Genomic DNA, 18173 nt, shown 5'->3' on the forward strand with positions numbered 1-18173 from the left:
TCAGCCGATGTCCGGCGGGTCGACCCGGATCCGTACCGGCTCGCCGCCGGACTCCTTCGCCCCCTTCGCGCCCCGGGCCATCCGCGCGGCCTGCGCCGCCTTCAACGAGGCCGCGAGCGCGAAACCGCTCCCCGGCGGCACCCGGATCAACACCCGCTCGGCCGGCTCCCCCGCCGCCGCACCGCCGCCCCGCCGGGCGGGTACGGGGCCTGACTCTCGTACCGGAACCGGTCCCAACACCGCGGCGTCCCCCGGCAGTTCGGCGCCCGACAGGAACTCCGCGAGGGCCTCGGGCGTCCCGGACACCGACGCCATCCGCGACACCGGCGGGAACCCCAGCTCGGCCCGCTCGGCGAGCTCCCGTACCGCGTGACCCACAGGGTCCCACCGCACCAAAGCCTGTACGGGCCGCAGCGTCGGCTCGGCGACGACCACGACCGTGCCGCCCGCGCCCTGCGGCCTGACCAGCGAGGAGGCCGCGATCCACCGGCGCAGCGCGTCCTCCCCCGCGCGCAGGTCGGGCCGCCCCAGCATGGCCCACCCGTCGAGCAGCAGGGCGGCCGCGTAACCGCCGTCGGCGACGGGCTCCGCCCCCGGCGTGCTCACCACCAGCGCCGGCGTCCCCGGCACCGTGTCGAGGACCTGTTCGCGCCCCGACGTGCGCACCGGCACCGCCGGGAACGCCCGCCCCAGCTCCTCGGCCGTCCTGCGGGCGCCCACCACCTGGGCGCGCAGCCGGAACGCCCCGCACGACTCGCAGTGCCACTGGGCCTCCTCGACCCCGCACCAGCCGCACCGCAGGGCGGACCCGCCGTCCTGCGCCTCCAGCGGCCCGGCGCAACGACGGCACCGCGCGGGCTCGCGGCACCGCTCGCAGGCAAGCCGCGGCACATAGCCGCGCCGCGGCACCTGCACCAGGACGGGCCCGTGCTTGAGCCCCTCCCGCGCCACCTGCCAGGCCAGCGTCGGCAGCCGGGCCGCGCGCGCCGCCTCGTCCCGGGCGAGGTCGCCGTCGCCCACGGTCCGCACCAACGGCGCGGCGCCCCGCACCTGCTCGCGGTCGGCGACCAGCGGCGCGGCCCAACCGCTCTCGACGAGCTGCGCCGCCTCCACCGTGCAGCTCCAGCCACCCAGCAGGAACCCGCACTTGTCCCGCGAGGCGCGCAGCTCCAGCACCTCCCGCACATGCGGGAAGGGCGCGTTGTCGTCACTGTGGTGGGAGTCCCCGTCGTCCCAGACGACGACGAGACCGAGGTCCCGTACGGGCGCGAACATGGCGGCGCGGGTCCCGACGACGGCCCGCACGGCGCCGCGCCGGACCGAGAGCCACTCCTGATAGCGCCGCTCCTGCCCGGCGTCGGCGGTCAGCAGCGCGTGCTGCCCCTCGCCGAGCAGGTCGGTGAGCGCGGCGTCCACGCGCGCGGCGGGCCGCCCGGTCGGTATGACGACGAGGGCGCCGCGCCCCGAGGCGAGCGTGGCCTGGACGGCACGGGCGATCTCCTCGGCCCACTGCGGCCCCGGCAACGCGGTCCACACGGCGCGCGGCGCACCGCCGGAGGCCAGCGCCTCGAGGAACTCCGGCCCGTGCCCGTACCGCCGCCAGCTGCCCGGCTCGGGCGGCCGCGGCGGGGCCGGCGGAGCGGGCGACTGCCGTGCCTCGGCGCGCGCGTGCCGGGGCGGGATCGCCAGCTGCAGGACGTCGGCGAGGCTGCCCGCGTACCGGTCGGCGACGGCCCGGGCGAGGTCGAGGAGGCCTGCGTCGAGCACCGGCTCCGGGGACACGACCTGGGCGAGCGCGGCCAGCGGCCCGCTGTAGTCGCTCTCGGCCCGCCGCTCGACGACGAACCCGTCGATCAGCCCGCCGCCTTCGCGCCGCCCCTCGCGCACGTTCCGCGCCCCGGCGCCGAACCGCACCCGGACCCGGACCCCCGGCTGGGCCACCGCGTCGAGTTCCTCGGGCACGGCGTAGTCGAAGTACCGGTCGAGGTGCAGCACACCCTTGTCGACGAGCACCCGCGCCACGGGCAACTCCTTGGCCAGCGCGGCCCCCCGCCAGGTCCGCGGCTTGGCCCGCGGCACCTTGGCCCCCCGCACCGACTCCCGAATGAGCGCAAGCTGCTCCGCCCCCTCGGCACCCCCCGCCCCACCCTCTTCGTTCTCCCTGCTCACAGCTGCATTCCTACCAGACCGCACTGACACGGCGGCAAGCACGCGAAGGCCCGGCACCCCCGAAGGGGTACCGGGCCTCGACAGAGCCTGGAAGAGCCGGAACTACAGCCCCGCCGCCCTCCGCAGCGCGTCCACGCGGTCCGTGCGCTCCCACGTGAAGTCGGGGATCGCCCGGCCGAAGTGGCCGTACGCCGCGGTCTGCGAGTAGATCGGGCGGAGCAGGTCGAGGTCGCGGATGATCGCGGCCGGGCGGAGGTCGAAGACCTCGGCGATGGCCGTCTCGATCTTGTCCGTGTCGACCGTGGCCGTGCCGAAGGTCTCCACGAAGAGGCCCACCGGCTCGGCCTTGCCGATGGCGTACGCCACCTGGACCTCGCAGCGGGCCGCGAGGCCGGCCGCGACGACGTTCTTGGCGACCCAGCGCATCGCGTACGCCGCGGAGCGGTCGACCTTGGACGGGTCCTTGCCCGAGAAGGCGCCGCCGCCGTGGCGGGCCATGCCGCCGTACGTGTCGATGATGATCTTGCGGCCGGTCAGGCCGGCGTCGCCCATCGGGCCGCCGATCTCGAAGCGGCCTGTCGGGTTGACCAGGAGACGGTAGCCGTCGGTGTCCAGCTTGATGCCGTCCTCGACGAGCGCCTTCAGCTCGGGCTCCACGACGAACTCGCGGATGTCGGGCGCGAGGAGCGAGTCCAGGTCGATGTCGCTCGCGTGCTGCGAGGAGACGACGACCGTGTCGAGACGGACGGCCTTGTCGCCGTCGTACTCGATGGTGACCTGGGTCTTGCCGTCGGGGCGCAGGTAGGGGATGGTGCCGTTCTTGCGCACCTCGGAGAGGCGGCGCGAGAGGCGGTGCGCGAGGTGGATCGGGAGCGGCATGAGCTCCGGGGTCTCGTCGCAGGCGTAGCCGAACATCAGGCCCTGGTCGCCCGCGCCCTGCTTGTCCAGCTCGTCCTCGTCGCCCTCAACGCGCTTCTCGTACGCCGTGTCGACGCCCTGCGCGATGTCGGGGGACTGCGAGCCGATGGACACCGAGACGCCGCAGGAGGCGCCGTCGAAGCCCTTCTTCGAGGAGTCGTAGCCGATCTCGAGGATCTTGTCGCGCACGAGCTGCGCGATCGGCGCGTACGCCTTCGTCGTGACCTCGCCGGCCACGTGGACGAGGCCGGTGGTGATCAGCGTTTCCACGGCGACCCGGGAGGACGGGTCCTCCCGCAGAAGCGCGTCGAGAATCGTGTCGCTGATCTGGTCAGCGATCTTGTCGGGGTGACCCTCGGTCACAGACTCCGAGGTGAAGAGGCGCCGGGACACATCGCTCCCTGTGGTTGCAGCGGCTGCTGGCTGATCATGGGCGGACGGCCGGGAGCTGCGCCCGGCGTCGTCCGAGACCAGTTTATCGGTCACACTCGGCCGCCGGACCACATGTCTCGCCACTTGGGAGCCCTGTGACCTGCGGCACTGCTTTGCGCGGTACGACGATCGGTCTCCGCCGCGGGGCGCCGTACCCGATTTTCCCGGGTTTGAGGCGGCCTACGGGGCGAAGATGACATTGAGCACCGCGCACGGAGACACAGTCAAGAGACGCGCGGAAATGTGGCCAAGTTCCGCCAACAGGCGAAAGCGGTGTCCGAGGATCGGTCAAAACGCGCGGCCAACCGTCCGGATGGTGAGACGCAGGCCGTGAGGAGCGCAGGCGCGGGCGGGGCGGGTCAGGAGAGCCGCTCCGCCACCAGGTCCCACACCGTGTCCGCGAGCGCCTCCTTGGGGCCGTACGGGACCGCCGTCTCGCTGCCGTCCGCCCCGAGCACGACCGCCTCGTTCTCCTCCGAGCCGAACGTCTTGCGCTCTCCGACCTCGTTGACGACCAGCAGGTCGCAGCCCTTGCGGGCGAGCTTGGCGCGGCCGTTGGCCAGCACGTCGTCCGTCTCGGCGGCGAAGCCGACGACCACCTGCCCGTCACGGGGCCGCTCCCCCGCGATCTCGGCGAGGACGTCAGGGTTGCGGACCAGCGCGATGGGCGCCGGTTCCTGGCCGTCCTTCTTCTTGATCTTCCCCGTCGCGTACGTCTCGGGGCGGAAGTCGGCCACGGCGGCCGCCATGACGACCGCGTCGGCGTCGGCCGCGGCCTTCAGGACGGCCTCGCGCAGCTGGAGAGCTGTGCCGACCGGTACGACGTCGACGCCGGCCGGGTCGGGCAGCGCGGCGTTGGCCGCGACGAGTGTGACCCGGGCCCCGCGGGCGGCCGCGCTGCGGGCGAGCGCGTAGCCCTGCTTGCCCGAGGAGCGGTTGCCCAGGAAGCGGACCGGGTCGAGGGGCTCACGGGTGCCGCCGGCGCTGACCACGACGTGCCGTCCGGTGAGGTCGCGGGTCTGGTCCGGGCGCGCGAGGACGCGTCGTACGACCTCGAAGATCTCGGCGGGGTCGGGGAAGCGGCCCTTGCCGGTGTCCACGCCGGTGAGGCGGCCGACGGCGGGCTCGATGACCAGTGCGCCGCGGCGGCGCAGGGTGGCCACGTTCTCCTGGGTGGCGGGGTGCTCCCACATCTCGGTGTGCATGGCCGGGGCGAAGAGGACCGGACATCGGGCCGTCAGGAGCGTGTTGGTGAGCAGGTCGTCCGCGAGGCCGTGGGCCGCCTTGGCGAGCATGTCGGCGGTGGCGGGGGCGACGATGACGAGGTCGGCGTGCTGCCCGATGCGGACGTGCGGGACCTCGTGGACGTCGGACCAGACCTCGGGCGAGACGGGGTGGCCGGAGAGCGCGGACCAGGTCGCCGCGCCCACGAAGTGCAGCGCCGACGCGGTCGGCACGACGCGTACGTCATGGCCCGACTCGGTCAGCCGGCGCAGCAGCTCGCACGCCTTGTAGGCGGCGATGCCACCGCTGACCCCCAGGACTACCTTCGGCTTCTCGGCCACTGCCTTCGTCTCCCCGCACTCGGATCCGCACTCGGATGCGTACGACTCCATGACACACCACAGGCCCGGCAGCCGTGCTGCCGGGCCTGTGGTGAACGTACGAACCGCTTACTGGGCCGGGCCCTCGATGGCCTCGGAGGTCAGCAGGCCGGCGTTGATCTCGCGGAGCGCGATCGAGAGCGGCTTCTCGTGGACGTGGGTGTCCACCAGGGGGCCGACGTACTCCAGGAGGCCCTCACCGAGCTGCGAGTAGTACGCGTTGATCTGGCGCGCGCGCTTGGCGGCGTAGATCACGAGGCTGTACTTCGAGTCGGTGGCTTCGAGCAGCTCATCAATCGGCGGGTTGATGATGCCCTCGGGCGCGGTGATGGAAGAGGACACTCTTCGCCTTCCGATGGGTCAAGTGATGTCGAGACCGGAGTCAGGACACGGGTGTGGAGCTAAAGAACTTTCATCAAGGCTAGCAGCTCACGCGCCACGTCCTCGACGGAGGTGTTGACCAGGGTGGTGTCGAACTCGGCCTCGGCGGCCAGCTCCACCTTGGCGGCGGCGAGCCTGCGCTCGATCACGTCCGGCGCCTCGGTCCCCCGGCCGGTGAGCCGGCGGACCAGCTCCTCCCAGCTCGGCGGGGCGAGGAAGACCAGCTGCGCCTCGGGCATCGACTCGCGCACCAGGCGCGCGCCCTGCAGATCGATCTCCAGGAGGACGGGCTCGCCGGCCTCCAGGCGGTCGAGCACGGCGCGGCGCGGGGTGCCGTAGCGGTTGCCCGCGAACTCGGCCCACTCGAGCAGCTCGCCGTTGGCGATGAGCTTGTCCATCTCGTCGTCGGAGACGAAGAAGTACTGGACTCCGTGCTTCTCACCGGGCCGCGGCTTGCGGGTGGTGGCCGAGACCGAGAGCCAGACCTCTGGGTGTTCCTTGCGCATATGAGCGACGACCGTGCTCTTGCCGACCCCGGAGGGGCCGGAGAGCACGGTCAGCCGCGGACGTACGTCCGGGGGTACGGGGGACGTCCCCCGGGGTGTTGCAGCCATGCAGCGATTATCCAGGTTCTCAGGAGTGCCCGAGAACATCAGCCCTCAGGAATGCCCGAGAACGTCAGCCGGCGGCACCGCCACCGAACTCTCGCTCGAGCGACGCGATCTGGTTGGAGCCGAGACCGCGCACACGGCGGCTCTCGGAGATGCCAAGACGCTCCATGATCTGCTTGGCGCGGACCTTGCCCACGCCAGGCAGCGACTCCAGGAGGGCGGAGACCTTCATCTTGCCGATGACATCGTTCTCCTGACCCTGCTTGATGACCTCGTGAAGCGAGGCGCCGGAGTGCTTGAGTCGATTCTTGACCTCGGCCCGCTCCCGGCGAGCCGCGGCGGCCTTTTCGAGCGCGGCTGCGCGCTGTTCAGGGGTAAGGGGCGGAAGAGCCACGCCTACGTCACCTCGGATGTCGAACTGTCGGATACGGACCGGTGAGGAACCTAGTCGCCCCACACCTGGGGAGCAACGTGCAACGCGCTTGCCCGTCGTCCCCCCACTAACTACAGGGTGTGGGGGGTTCCCCCACTCGACGGAGACTAGCGGGCATGGCCGCCGGAGTCAGCGAGAACAGACGAAAAGTCCTGGTCAGCCTCTGTCGAGCCGTACATATCGGGCATTTCTCCCCGGATTTGGGCCGGTGAACTGTCGGCGGGCCGTCGACGGAGTGCGCGCGCGGGGTCCGTCGCCCCGCTCAGGCCGCTTCGACCGCCGCCCTGATCTCGTCCGCGAAGCGCTCCGCGGAGTCGCGCAGGCCCGTGACGTCGGGTCCGTGGCGGAGCACGCCGCGGCTGACGTTCGGCACCACGTTGCGCACGGCAGCGCCGAAGACGCCGGGGAGGTCCGCGGGCGTCGCGCCCTGCGCCCCGATGCCGGGGGCGAGCAGCGGACCGTTGATCCCGAGGTCGTACGAGGACAGGTCGCCCAGCGTCGCGCCGACGACCGCGCCGAAGGAGCCCAGCGGCGTCTGCCCGGCGTTCTCCGCGGCGAGGTGGCCGAGGACGGTGGCCGCGACCGTGCGGCCGTCCGCGCGGACCGCGTGCTGCACCTCGGCGCCCTCGGGGTTGGAGGTGAGGGCGAGCACGAAGAGTCCGGCGCCGTTCTCGCGCGCGAGGTCGACGGCCGGCTGCAGGGAGCCGTATCCCAGGTAGGGCGAGACGGTGAGCGCGTCGCTGAACAGGGGCGAGTCCTTGCGCAGGAAGGTCTCGGCGTACGCGGCCATGGTCGAGCCGATGTCGCCGCGCTTGGCGTCCATGACGACCAGGGCGCCCGCCGCGCGGACCTCCTCGACCGCCTTCTCCAGGACGGCGATGCCGCGCGAACCGAAGCGCTCGAAGAAGGCGCTCTGCGGCTTGAACACCGCGACGGTCCCGGCCAGCGCCTCCACGACGGTCCGCGTGAACCGCTCCAGGCCCGCCACGTCGTCGTTCAGGCCCCACGCGGAGAGCAGCGAGGCATGCGGGTCGATGCCGACGCAGAGCGGGCCGCGCTCGTCCATGGCCTGGCGCAGGCGCGTACCGAAGGGCTCGAGGGGACTCATGCGGGCTTCCTCACGTCGGCGCCGACCGCGTCGGCGAGGGTGGCGTACGGGCTGTTGCGCAGGCGCGCGGCGAGGCCCTTGTGGATGGCGCGGCCCCAGAAGGGGCCCTCGTAGATGAAGGCGCTGTAGCCCTGGACCAGGGTGGCGCCCGCGAGGATGCGCTGCCAGGCGTCCTCGGCGTTCTCGATGCCGCCGACGCCCACGAGGGTGATCCGGTCGCCCACGCGCGCGTAGAGGCGGCGCAGGACCTCCAGGGAGCGGTCCTTGAGGGGGGCGCCGGACAGACCGCCGGCCTCCTTGACGAGGCCCGGGTCGGAGGTCAGGCCGAGGCCCTCGCGCGCGATGGTGGTGTTGGTGGCGATGATGCCGTCCAGGCCGAGCTCGACGGCGAGGTCGGCGACCGCGTCGACGTCCTCGTCGGCCAGGTCCGGGGCGATCTTGACGAGCAGCGGGACCCGGCGGCCCTCGACGCTGCGGTCGGCGGCCTCGCGCACGGCGGTCAGGAGCGGTCGGAGCGACTCGGTGGCCTGCAGGTTGCGCAGTCCCGGGGTGTTCGGCGAGGAGACGTTGACCACGAGATAGTCGGCGTGCCGGGCGAGCCGCTCGGTCGACTTCACGTAGTCGGCGGCGGCCTCCTCCTCGGGGACGACCTTGGTCTTGCCGATGTTCACGCCGACGACCGTCCTGAAGACGGCCTCGCGGGCCCCCAGGCGGGCGGCCACGGCCGCGGAGCCCTCGTTGTTGAAGCCCATGCGGTTGATCAGCGCGCGGTCCGGTACGAGGCGGAAGAGCCGCTTCTTGGGGTTGCCGGGCTGCGGCTCACCCGTGACGGTGCCGATCTCGATGTGGTCGAAGCCGAGCATCGACATGCCGTCGATCGCGACGGCGTTCTTGTCGAAGCCGGCCGCGAGCCCGAAGGGGCCGTGCATCCGCAGCCCGAGGGCCTCGGTGCGCAGCTCCTTGTGGCGCGGCGCCAGGACGGCGGCGACGAAGGTGCGGAGCACCGGGACGCGGGCCGCGAGGCGGATCCAGCGGAAGGCCAGGTAGTGGGCCTGTTCCGGGTCCATCCGCCGGAAGACGAGGCGGAAGAAGAGTTTGTACATGGTGGGTCCTCGGAGATCCTCAGGTGTGCTCACCAGAAGGGGGACACCGTTTTCGGTGTCCCCCTTGTGGGCTGCTAGTCGCGGGTCGCGGTCAGGTGTTCCGCGTGTTCCTGGAGCGATCGGACGCCCACGTCCCCGCGGCCCAGCGCGTCGATGCCCTGGACGGCGGCGGCGAGCGCCTGGACCGTGGTCAGGCACGGCACCGAGCGCGACACGGCGGCCGTGCGGATCTCGTAGCCGTCGAGGCGGCCGCCGGTGCCGTAGGGGGTGTTGACGATGAGGTCGACGCCGCCGTCGTGGATGAGCTGGACGATGGTCTTCTCGCCGTTCGGGCCCTCGCCCTCGGACTGCTTGCGCACCACCGTGGCGTGCAGGCCGTTGCGCTTGAGCACCTCGGCTGTGCCGGACGTGGCGAGCAACTCGAAGCCGTGCGCGACCAGTTCACGCGCGGGGAAGATCATCGAGCGCTTGTCGCGGTTGGCGACGGAGATGAAGGCGCGGCCCTTGGTCGGCAGCGGACCGTAGGCGCCGGCCTGCGACTTGGCGTACGCGGTGCCGAACACCGAGTCGATGCCCATGACTTCGCCGGTGGAGCGCATCTCCGGGCCGAGGACGGTGTCGACGCCGCGGCCGTGGATGTCGCGGAAGCGCGACCACGGCATGACGGCCTCCTTGACGGAGATCGGCGCGTCCATCGGGAGCGTGCCGCCGTCGCCGACGGCCGGGAGCAGGCCCTCGGCGCGCAGTTCGGCGACGGTCGCGCCGAGCGAGATGCGCGCGGCGGCCTTGGCCAGCGGCACCGCGGTCGCCTTCGAGGTGAAGGGGACGGTGCGCGAGGCGCGCGGGTTGGCCTCCAGGACGTAGAGGATGTCACCCGCCATCGCGAACTGGATGTTGATGAGGCCGCGTACGCCGACGCCCTTGGCGATGCCCTCCGTGGAGGCGCGCAGCCGCTTGATGTCGTGGCCGCCGAGGGTGATCGGGGGCAGGGCGCACGCCGAGTCGCCGGAGTGGATGCCGGCCTCCTCGATGTGCTCCATCACGCCGCCGAGGTAGAGCTCCTCGCCGTCGTAGAGCGCGTCGACGTCGATCTCGATGGCGTCGTCGAGGAAGCGGTCGACGAGGACCGGCCGCGAGGGGCTGATCTCGGTCGACTCCTCGATGTACGCGGAGAGCCGGGTCTCGTCGTACACGATCTCCATGCCGCGCCCGCCGAGCACGTACGAGGGGCGGACCAGGACCGGGTAGCCGATCTCGTCGGCGATGGCCTTGGCCTCGGCGAAGGTGGTGGCGGTGCCGTGCTTCGGCGCCGGGAGGCCGGCCTCGGCGAGCACGCGGCCGAAGGCGCCGCGGTCCTCGGCGGCGTGGATGGCCTCCGGGGAGGTGCCGACGACGGGCACGCCGTTGTCCTTGAGCGCCTGCGCCAGGCCCAGCGGGGTCTGGCCGCCGAGCTGGACGATGACGCCCGCGATCGGCCCGGCCTGCGCCTCGGCGTGCACGATCTCCAGGACGTCCTCCAGGGTGAGCGGCTCGAAGTAGAGCCGGTCGGAGGTGTCGTAGTCCGTGGAGACGGTCTCGGGGTTGCAGTTGACCATCACGGTCTCGTAGCCCGCCTCGCTCAGCGCGAAGGAGGCGTGGACGCAGGAGTAGTCGAACTCGATGCCCTGGCCGATGCGGTTCGGGCCGGAGCCCAGGATGATCACCGCGGGCTTCTCGCGCTGGGCGACCTCGCTCTCCTCGTCGTACGAGGAGTAGAAGTACGGGGTCTTCGCGGCGAACTCGGCGGCGCAGGTGTCGACCGTCTTGTAGACCGGGCGGACGCCGAGGGCCTGGCGGACCTCGCGCACGACGTCCTCGCGCAGGCCGCGGATCTCGGCGATCTGGGCGTCGGAGAAGCCGTGCCGCTTGGCCTCGGCGAGCAGGGCGGCGTCCAGGCGCTCGACGGCGGCCAGCTCGTCGGCGGTCTCCTTGATGAGGAAGAGCTGATCGACGAACCACGGGTCGATCTTCGTGGCGTCGAAGACCTCCTCGGGGGTGGCGCCGGCCCGGATCGCCTGCATGACGGAGTTGATGCGGCCGTCGGTCGGCCGGATCGCCTCCGCGAGCAGCTCGGTCTTGTCGCCGGGCTCGCCGACGAAGGTGAACTGCGAGCCCTTCTTCTCCAGCGAGCGCAGCGCCTTCTGCAGCGCCTCGGTGAAGTTGCGGCCGATGGCCATGGCCTCGCCGACCGACTTCATGGTGGTCGTCAGGGTCGAGTCCGCCGAGGGGAATTTCTCGAAGGCGAAGCGCGGGGCCTTGACCACGACGTAGTCGAGGGTCGGCTCGAAGGAGGCCGGCGTCTTCTCGGTGATGTCGTTCGGGATCTCGTCCAGCGTGTAGCCGACGGCCAGCTTGGCGGCGATCTTCGCGATCGGGAAGCCGGTGGCCTTGGAGGCGAGCGCGGAGGACCGGGACACGCGCGGGTTCATCTCGATGACGATGACCCGGCCGTCCTCGGGGTTCACCGCGAACTGGATGTTGCAGCCGCCGGTGTCGACGCCGACCTCGCGGATGATCGCGATGCCGACGTCGCGCAGGGTCTGGTACTCGCGGTCGGTGAGCGTCATCGAGGGGGCGACGGTGATCGAGTCGCCGGTGTGCACGCCCATCGGGTCGAAGTTCTCGATGGAGCAGACGACCACGACGTTGTCGTTCTTGTCGCGCATCAGCTCCAGCTCGTACTCCTTCCAGCCGAGGATGGACTCCTCCAGGAGCACCTCGGTGGTCGGCGAGAGGGTGAGACCCTGGCCGGCGATGCGGCGCAGCTCCTCCTCGTTGTGCGCGAAGCCGGAGCCCGCGCCGCCCATGGTGAAGGAGGGGCGCACGACGACGGGGTAGCCGCCGAGCTCGTCGACGCCCTTGAGGACGTCGTCCATGGAGTGGCAGATGTAGGAGCGGGCGGACTCGCCGTGCCCGATCTTCTTGTTGACCTCTTCGACGACGCCCTTGAAGAGGTCGCGGTCCTCGCCCTTGTTGATGGCCTCGACGTTGGCGCCGATGAGCTCCACGCCGTACTTCTCGAGCACACCCTGCTCGTGCATGGAGATGGCCGTGTTGAGGGCCGTCTGGCCGCCCAGGGTGGGCAGGAGCGCGTCGGGGCGCTCCTTGGCGATGATCTTCTCGACGAACTCCGGGGTGATCGGCTCGACGTACGTGGCGTCGGCGATCTCCGGGTCGGTCATGATCGTCGCCGGGTTGGAGTTGACGAGGATGACGCGCAGGCCCTCGGACTTGAGGACGCGGCACGCCTGGGTGCCGGAGTAGTCGAACTCGGCGGCCTGGCCGATGACGATCGGGCCGGAGCCGATGACCAGGACGGACTGGATATCGGTGCGCTTAGGCACGCTGGCCCTCCATCGAAGCGGTGTTCATCAAAGACGTGAAGCGGTCGAACAGGTACGCGGCGTCGTGCGGGCCCGCGGCCGCCTCGGGGTGGTACTGGACGGAGAAGGCCGGCTGGTCGAGCAGCTGGAGGCCCTCGACGACCTGGTCGTTCAGGCAGACGTGGGAGACCTCGGCGCGGCCGAAGGGGGTGTCGCTGACCTTGTCGAGCGGCGCGTCCACGGCGAACCCGTGGTTGTGCGCGGTGACTTCGACCTTGCCGGTGGTGCGGTCCTGCACCGGCTGGTTGATGCCGCGGTGGCCGTACTTCAGCTTGTACGTGCCGAAGCCGAGGGCGCGGCCGAGGATCTGGTTGCCGAAGCAGATGCCGAAGAGCGGGGTCCTGCGCTTCAGCACGGCGGTCATCAGCGCGACCGGTCCCTCGGCGGTGGCCGGGTCGCCGGGGCCGTTGGAGAAGAAGACACCGTCGGGGGCGACGGCGTACACCTCCTCCTCGGTGGCGGTGGCGGGCAGCACGTGCACCTCGATGCCGCGCTCGGCCATGCGGTGCGGGGTCATGCCCTTGATGCCGAGGTCGATGGCGGCGACGGTGAGCTTCTTCTCGCCGACCGCCGGGACGACGTAGGCCTCCTTGGTGGCGACCTCCTCGTACAGGCTCAGGCCCTTCATCGAGGGCTGCGCCTTGACGCGCTCGACGAGCTCGGCGTCGGAGGGGAGCGTCTCGCCGGAGAAGATGCCGGAGCGCATGGAGCCGCGCTCGCGCAGGTGGCGGGTGAGGGCACGGGTGTCGATGCCGGAGATGCCGACGACGCCCTGGCGCGCCAGCTCGTCGTCGAGCGAGCGTGCGGAGCGCCAGTTGGAGGGGATGCGGGCGGGGTCGCGGACCACGTAACCGCTGACCCAGATGCGGGCCGACTCGTCGTCCTCGTCGTTCCAGCCCGTGTTGCCGATCTGCGGGGCGGTGGCGACCACGATCTGGCGGTCGTACGAGGGGTCGGTGAGGGTCTCCTGGTAGCCGGTCATGCCGGTGGAGAACACCGCTTCGCCGAAGGTCTCCCCCACGGCCCCGTAGGCACGCCCGCGGAAGACGCGGCCGTCCTCCAGGACGAGTACGGCGGAAAGCACCTGTGTCCTCTTCGAGGGGCTCCCCTGATTGGAGGTCGTCATCGTGCGGTGCCTTCCGTAGTGCTGTTCGTGTCGATCATGTTGTTGAGCGTCTCGACCCATTCCGCCTGCTCGGCCGCGTGGTCCGAGCGGAAGCCGGAGTCGAGGAGCTTGCCGCCGTGTTCCCACGTGACGATCAGCAGACCGCCCTCGGTGAGGACCTTTCCGGCGATGCCCTTGTCGAGGCGGGCCTCGCGCAGCTGTGCGGCCGGGATGAAGAAGTCGTGCGCGCCGGGGCGTACGACGTCCAGGCCCGCGTCGGTGAGCGTCAGCTCGACGCGGCTGCGGGTGCCCAGGCCGTGCGCCACGATGCGGTCGAGCCACTGTCCCGCCGTGGTGGAGCCGTGGTAGCGGCCGCTGAGTTCCAGTCTGGCCGGGCCGGGGTCATCCGGCACGGCAGGCAGCTCGGGCAGGTCGCCCTGGAGCGTGCCGCGCCACTTCCAGCCCTCGCGCATCAGCCAGTAGACGAGCGCGATGAAGAGCAGCAGACCGACGACCCAGCCGATCCGTGCGGCCCAGTCGGTCACTTCCGCCGATTCCTTCTCGGCTGCCAGTTCCAGGAGTGATGTCACGTGAGCTTCCCGTCGACGAGCGTGGCCCGACCCCGGAGCCACGTGTGCGTGACGCGGCCCGGCAGCTCACGGCCCTCGTAGGGAGTGTTGCGGCTGCGCGAGGCGAAGCCCGCGGGGTCCACTGCCCCACGGTAATCGGCGTCGACCAGGACGAGGTTCGCGGGCTCACCTGCCGAGACGGGGCGGCCGTGGCCGGTGGCCCCGCCGATGCGCGCGGGCTTGAAGGACATCCGGTCGGCGACGGCCTCCCAGGTCAGCAGGCCGGTCTCGACCATCGTCTGCTGGACGACGGAGAGCGCGGTCTCCAGGCCGACCATGCCCATGGCGGCCGCGGCCCACTCGCAGTCCTTGTCCTCGTGCGGGTGCGGGGCGTGGTCGGTGGCGACGATGTCGATGGTGCCGTCGGCGAGGGCCTCGCGCAGCGCCATGACGTCGCGCTCGGTGCGCAGCGGCGGGTTGACCTTGTAGACGGGGTTGTACGAGCGGACCAGCTCATCCGTGAGGAGGAGGTGGTGCGGGGTGACCTCGGCGGTGACGTCGATGCCGCGCGACTTGGCCCAGCGGACGATCTCCACGGAGCCGGCGGTCGACAGGTGGCAGATGTGCACCCGCGAGCCGACGTGCTCGGCGAGCAGTACGTCCCGCGCGATGATCGACTCCTCGGCGACGGCCGGCCAGCCGCCGAGGCCCAGCTCCGCGGAGACGACGCCCTCGTTCATCTGGGCGCCCTCGGTGAGGCGGGGCTCCTGCGCGTGCTGGGCGACGACGCCGCCGAAGGCCTTCACGTACTCCAGGGCGCGGCGCATGATCACGGCGTCGTCGACGCACTTGCCGTCGTCGGAGAAGACGGTCACCCCGGCGGCGGACTCGTGCATGGCACCGAGCTCGGCGAGCTTCTTGCCCTCCAGGCCGACGGTGACGGCGCCGATGGGCTGCACGTCGCAGTAGCCGGACTCCTTGCCGAGCCGGTAGACCTGCTCGACGACGCCGGCGGTGTCGGCGACCGGGAAGGTGTTGGCCATGGCGAAGACGGCGGTGAAGCCGCCGGAGGCGGCGGCGCGGGTGCCGGTCAGGACGGTCTCGGAGTCCTCGCGGCCCGGCTCGCGCAGATGGGTGTGGAGGTCGACGAGGCCCGGCAGGAGGACCTTGCCGCCGGCCTCGACGACATCGGCGCCCTCGGCGGAGAGGTCCGTGCCGACCGCCTCGATGGTCTCGCCGTCGATCAGGACGTCCCGCGCCTCGCCACCGAGCACCTTCGCACCGCGGATCAGGATCTTGCTCATGGTTACTTGGTCTCCGAATCGACGGGGCGGGTGTGGGTGACGGCGGGTTCGTTGCCGCCGAGGAGCAGGTAGAGGACGGCCATGCGGATGGAGACGCCGTTGGCGACCTGCTCGACGACCGTGCAGCGGTCGGAGTCGGCGACCTCGGCGGTGATCTCCATGCCGCGGACCATCGGGCCCGGGTGCATGACGATGGCGTGCTCGGGCATCTTCGCCATCCGCTCGCCGTCCAGGCCGTAGCGGCGCGAGTACTCCCGCTCGGTGGGGAAGAACGCGGCGTTCATCCGCTCGCGCTGGACGCGGAGCATCATCACGGCGTCGGACTTGGGCAGCACGCTGTCCAGGTCGTACGACACGTCGCAGGGCCACTGCTCGACGCCGACCGGCACCAGCGTGGGCGGGGCGACGAGGGTGACCTCGGCGCCGAGGGTGTGCAGCAGGTCGACGTTGGAGCGGGCGACGCGGCTGTGCAGGATGTCGCCGACGAGGGTGATGTGCCGGCCCGCGAGGTCCTGGCCGAGCCCGGCGTCGGGGCCGATCAGGCGGCGCCGCATGGTGAAGGCGTCGAGCAGGGCCTGGGTGGGGTGCTGGTGGGTGCCGTCGCCGGCGTTGATGACGGCGGCGTCGATCCAGCCGGAGGTCGCCAGGCGGTAGGGCGCGCCGGAGGCGCCGTGCCGGATGACGACGGCGTCGACACCCATCGCCTCCAGGGTCTGCGCGGTGTCCTTGAGGGACTCGCCCTTGGAGACCGATGAGCCCTTGGCGGCGAAGTTGATGACGTCGGCGGAGAGACGCTTCTCGGCGGCCTCGAAGGAGATCCGGGTCCGCGTCGAGTCCTCGAAGAAGAGGTTGACCACGGTGCGGCCGCGCAGGGCGGGCAGCTTCTTGATCGGCCGGTCGGCGACGCGCGCCATCTCCTCGGCCGTGTCGAGGATGAGGACGGCGTCGTCGCGGGAGAGGTCGGCGGCCGAGATGAGGTGTCGCATCATCTGCGTGTACTCCGGTGTGTGGAGGTCTGCGGGCGCGCGGGCGCGCAGGGGTGTGCCCCGGGGCCCGTACGAGGGGAAACGGGGCCGGTTAGGCGGAGGCGGGCTTGGCGCCGAGCAGCACGGCGTCGCGGCCGTCCTCCTCGGCGAGCTGCACCTTGACCGTCTCCCGCAGCGACGTGGGGAGGTTCTTGCCCACGTAGTCGGCACGGATGGGCAGTTCGCGGTGGCCGCGGTCGACGAGGACGGCGAGCTGCACCGCGCGCGGGCGCCCGATGTCGTTCAGCGCGTCGAGGGCGGCGCGGATGGTGCGGCCGGAGAAGAGCACGTCGTCGACGAGGACGACCAGGCGGCCGTCGATGCCGTCGCCGGGGATCTCGGTGCGGGCGAGGGCGCGCGGCGGGTGCATGCGCAGGTCGTCGCGGTACATGGTGATGTCGAGGGAGCCGACCGGGATGGCGCGTCCGGTGATCTCCTCGAGCTTCTCGGCGAGCCGGCGGCCGAGGAAGACGCCGCGGGTGGGAATGCCGAGCAGAACCACGTCTTCGGCGCCTTTGGCGCGCTCGACGATCTCGTGGGCGATGCGGGTCAACACCCGCGCGATGTCCGGCCCTTCGAGTACGGGGCGCGCGACAGCGGAGTCTTTCGGGGCGTGCGTGTCCATATGAAAACGGACCTCCTTCTCCGCCTCACAGGACGGACGTTAAAGGACGTCGAAATTGCGCCATCCACGGTACCAGCACCCGAGACCCGGCACGTCATCGGGCTCCACCGAAGGGGCGGTAGAGACCATTCGGCTTGACGCAGGCAAGTAACGCTGCGTAACCTCACAGTGAGTTACCAGCCACGCGGCGGAGCCGCATGATTGTCGCAGCGTCCGGGGAGCTATATGTCCAGCGAATACGCCAAGCAGCTCGGGGCCAAGCTCCGCGCGATCCGTACCCAGCAGGGCCTTTCCCTCCACGGTGTCGAGGAGAAGTCCCAGGGACGCTGGAAGGCGGTCGTCGTGGGGTCGTACGAGCGCGGCGACCGTGCCGTGACCGTGCAGCGCCTCGCCGAGCTGGCGGACTTCTACGGCGTCCCGGTGCAGGAGCTCCTTCCGGGTACCGCTCCTGGTGGCGCCGCCGAGCCGCCGCCCAAGCTCGTCCTCGACCTGGAGCGTCTCGCGCACGTCCCGCAGGAGAAGGCGGGCCCCCTGCAGCGCTATGCGGCGACGATCCAGTCCCAGCGCGGTGACTACAACGGCAAGGTGCTCTCGATCCGCCAGGACGACCTGCGCACCCTCGCCGTGATCTACGACCAGTCCCCCTCGGTCCTGACCGAGCAGCTGATCAGCTGGGGCGTCCTGGACGCGGACGCGCGCCGCGCCGTCGCCCACGAAGAGGTCTGATCCCGCCGCGGAAGACATCAGAAGAAACGTGCCGCCGGGGTGGCCGCAGCCGAAAGGCGCGGCCGCCCCGGCGGCTTTTCGCATTCCCGGGCGCATTTCGCCGGCCGCCCATTCGACCGGCGGAGCGGGCGGTGGCCCCGGAGAAAATCGGAGGGCCCGCAGCGGATTGCTGCGGGCCCTCCGATGACGTACGACGACGCCTTACGCCTCGTCCCGGCGCAGGGACGGCTTCAGGTCCTTGAAGCGTCCGAGCAGGCCGTTGACGAAGGACGGCGACTCGTCCGTGGAGAACTCCTTGGCGAGCTGGACCGCCTCGTCGAGCACCACGGCGTCCGGCGTCCCGTCGACCCAGACGAGCTCGTAGGCACCGAGACGCAGGATGTTGCGGTCGACGACCGGCATGCGGTCCAGGGTCCACCCGACGGCGTACTGGGCGATGAGTTCGTCGATGCGGCGCTCATGCTCCGCGTATCCCTCGACGAGCTCCATCGTGTACTCGCTCACCGGCGGCTGCCGGGTGTCGGACCGCGAGTGGCGCACCCAGTCCGCGAGGACCGTCAGGACGTCGGTACCGCGCTGGTCTGCCTCGAAGAGGATCTGGAAGGCGCGCTTGCGGGCCGTGTTACGAGCAGCCACGG

The 18173-nt window shown here is 71.3% G+C and carries 16 protein-coding genes; 1 reads left to right on the forward strand and 15 read right to left on the reverse strand.

All coding sequences use genetic code 11. The features are described from left to right. The 14 genes from ACZ6CV_RS30200 to pyrR all read right to left on the reverse strand — a co-directional run bounded on the left by ACZ6CV_RS30200 (position 1) and on the right by pyrR (position 16809). A complete protein-coding gene (locus ACZ6CV_RS30200; RefSeq protein WP_469254117.1) occupies positions 1 to 2169 on the reverse strand; it encodes a primosomal protein N' in 2169 nt (722 codons plus the stop codon). A gap of 102 nt (positions 2170 to 2271) precedes the next feature. Continuing rightward, positions 2272 to 3480 (reverse strand): methionine adenosyltransferase, encoded by a 1209-nt coding sequence (metK, locus tag ACZ6CV_RS30205; RefSeq protein ID WP_355818937.1) that lies wholly within the window; start codon positions 3478 to 3480, stop codon positions 2272 to 2274. Between the two features lie 398 nt (positions 3481 to 3878). Beyond that, positions 3879 to 5135: a bifunctional phosphopantothenoylcysteine decarboxylase/phosphopantothenate--cysteine ligase CoaBC gene (gene coaBC, locus ACZ6CV_RS30210; protein WP_469254119.1), complete on the reverse strand. Its 1257-nt coding sequence runs from the start codon at positions 5133 to 5135 to the stop codon at positions 3879 to 3881. 57 nt (positions 5136 to 5192) lie between these two features. Beyond that, a complete protein-coding gene (gene rpoZ, locus ACZ6CV_RS30215; protein WP_005319902.1) occupies positions 5193 to 5465 on the reverse strand; it encodes a DNA-directed RNA polymerase subunit omega in 273 nt (90 codons plus the stop codon). Between the two features lie 59 nt (positions 5466 to 5524). Next, a complete protein-coding gene (gene gmk / locus ACZ6CV_RS30220) occupies positions 5525 to 6118 on the reverse strand; it encodes a guanylate kinase (protein ID WP_355818942.1) in 594 nt (197 codons plus the stop codon). A 64-nt stretch (positions 6119 to 6182) separates the two neighbouring features. Then, positions 6183 to 6509 carry an integration host factor gene (locus ACZ6CV_RS30225; protein WP_055564204.1) on the reverse strand — a complete coding sequence of 109 codons (327 nt, stop codon included), beginning with the start codon at positions 6507 to 6509 and terminating at the stop codon, positions 6183 to 6185. Between the two features lie 301 nt (positions 6510 to 6810). Further along, positions 6811 to 7656, reverse strand: a complete 846-nt coding sequence (gene pyrF, locus ACZ6CV_RS30230; protein ID WP_469254121.1) for an orotidine-5'-phosphate decarboxylase — start codon at positions 7654 to 7656, stop codon at positions 6811 to 6813. Continuing rightward, entirely contained in the window at positions 7653 to 8759 is a 1107-nt protein-coding gene (locus ACZ6CV_RS30235) for a quinone-dependent dihydroorotate dehydrogenase (protein ID WP_469254123.1), read from the reverse strand. Before ACZ6CV_RS30235 ends, pyrF begins: the two co-directional genes overlap by 4 nt. Before the next feature lie 74 nt (positions 8760 to 8833). Beyond that, complete coding sequence (gene carB / locus ACZ6CV_RS30240) at positions 8834 to 12142, reverse strand: carbamoyl-phosphate synthase large subunit (RefSeq protein WP_469254124.1); 3309 nt, start codon at positions 12140 to 12142, stop codon at positions 8834 to 8836. Continuing rightward, positions 12135 to 13307: a glutamine-hydrolyzing carbamoyl-phosphate synthase small subunit gene (gene carA / locus ACZ6CV_RS30245; protein ID WP_469254125.1), complete on the reverse strand. Its 1173-nt coding sequence runs from the start codon at positions 13305 to 13307 to the stop codon at positions 12135 to 12137. Before carA ends, carB begins: the two co-directional genes overlap by 8 nt. Continuing rightward, positions 13304 to 13876, reverse strand: coding sequence for a PH-like domain-containing protein (locus ACZ6CV_RS30250; protein WP_469254126.1), 573 nt, complete (start codon positions 13874 to 13876; stop codon positions 13304 to 13306). The genes carA and ACZ6CV_RS30250 overlap by 4 nt, the downstream gene beginning before the upstream one ends. Further along, a complete protein-coding gene (locus tag ACZ6CV_RS30255) occupies positions 13873 to 15159 on the reverse strand; it encodes a dihydroorotase (RefSeq protein WP_469254128.1) in 1287 nt (428 codons plus the stop codon). Before ACZ6CV_RS30255 ends, ACZ6CV_RS30250 begins: the two co-directional genes overlap by 4 nt. A gap of 2 nt (positions 15160 to 15161) precedes the next feature. Continuing rightward, complete coding sequence (locus ACZ6CV_RS30260) at positions 15162 to 16148, reverse strand: aspartate carbamoyltransferase catalytic subunit (RefSeq protein WP_362371648.1); 987 nt, start codon at positions 16146 to 16148, stop codon at positions 15162 to 15164. Between the two features lie 88 nt (positions 16149 to 16236). Then, the gene (gene pyrR, locus ACZ6CV_RS30265; RefSeq protein WP_469254129.1) at positions 16237 to 16809 is read right to left on the reverse strand and encodes a bifunctional pyr operon transcriptional regulator/uracil phosphoribosyltransferase PyrR; all 573 of its coding nucleotides are present in this window, start codon (positions 16807 to 16809) and stop codon (positions 16237 to 16239) included. Between the two features lie 225 nt (positions 16810 to 17034). On the opposite strand from pyrR, the gene bldD reads away from it, so the two are divergent. After that, positions 17035 to 17535 carry a transcriptional regulator BldD gene (bldD, locus tag ACZ6CV_RS30270; protein WP_030787240.1) on the forward strand — a complete coding sequence of 167 codons (501 nt, stop codon included), beginning with the start codon at positions 17035 to 17037 and terminating at the stop codon, positions 17533 to 17535. A 201-nt stretch (positions 17536 to 17736) separates the two neighbouring features. Here the strand turns inward: bldD and nusB are convergent, their stop codons facing one another. Continuing rightward, positions 17737 to 18171 (reverse strand): transcription antitermination factor NusB, encoded by a 435-nt coding sequence (gene nusB, locus ACZ6CV_RS30275; RefSeq protein WP_361168907.1) that lies wholly within the window; start codon positions 18169 to 18171, stop codon positions 17737 to 17739. Between the last annotated feature and the right edge of the window lie 2 nt (positions 18172 to 18173).

The organism is Streptomyces sp. NPDC041713, from assembly GCF_055591085.1.